Source organism: Escherichia sp. AM3 (assembly GCF_032029835.1).
Classification (GTDB): Bacteria; Pseudomonadota; Gammaproteobacteria; order Enterobacterales; family Enterobacteriaceae; genus Escherichia; species Escherichia coli.
The window spans coordinates 1-363 of the sequence record NZ_JAVUPQ010000674.1 but is presented as its reverse complement, the minus strand read 5'-3'; the positions used below and the strand labels follow the sequence as shown (position 1 = coordinate 363).

Genomic DNA, 363 nt, shown 5'->3' with positions numbered 1-363 from the left:
GGTGGAGCTGCATGACAAAGTCATCGGGCATTATCTGAACATAAAACACTATCAATAAGTTGGAGTCATTACCCTTAAAAGATAAATATTTGGTTTATTAGAACTGAAAAATAACGAAGATGTGCAGATAAGATGACTTTGATCAGTTTATTATAGAATAACAAAAAAATAGTTAACAGTCAGGTCAATTGGCCTGACTGTGGAATATAAAGATTATTCCAACCACTCGGTATGGAATACACCTTCTTTATCAGTACGCTTATAGGTGTGCGCACCAAAATAATCACGCTGAGCCTGAATCAGATTAGCGGGCAGAACCGCGGAACGGTAGCTGTCGTAGTAAGCAATTGCGGCAGAGAATGT

The 363-nt window shown here is 38.6% G+C and carries 1 protein-coding gene and 1 pseudogene; one reads left to right on the top strand and one right to left on the bottom strand.

Annotation, left to right across the window (positions count from 1 at the left end):
* Position 1 precedes the first annotated feature (1 nt).
* Positions 2-58, top strand: coding sequence for an IS1 family transposase (locus RTW80_RS31810; RefSeq protein ID WP_003032489.1), 57 nt, complete (start codon positions 2-4; stop codon positions 56-58).
* A 155-nt stretch (positions 59-213) separates the two neighbouring features.
* On the opposite strand, the pseudogene RTW80_RS27820 reads toward RTW80_RS31810, so the two are convergent.
* Positions 214-363: pseudogene (locus RTW80_RS27820) on the bottom strand (NADP-dependent phosphogluconate dehydrogenase); the annotation flags it as partial.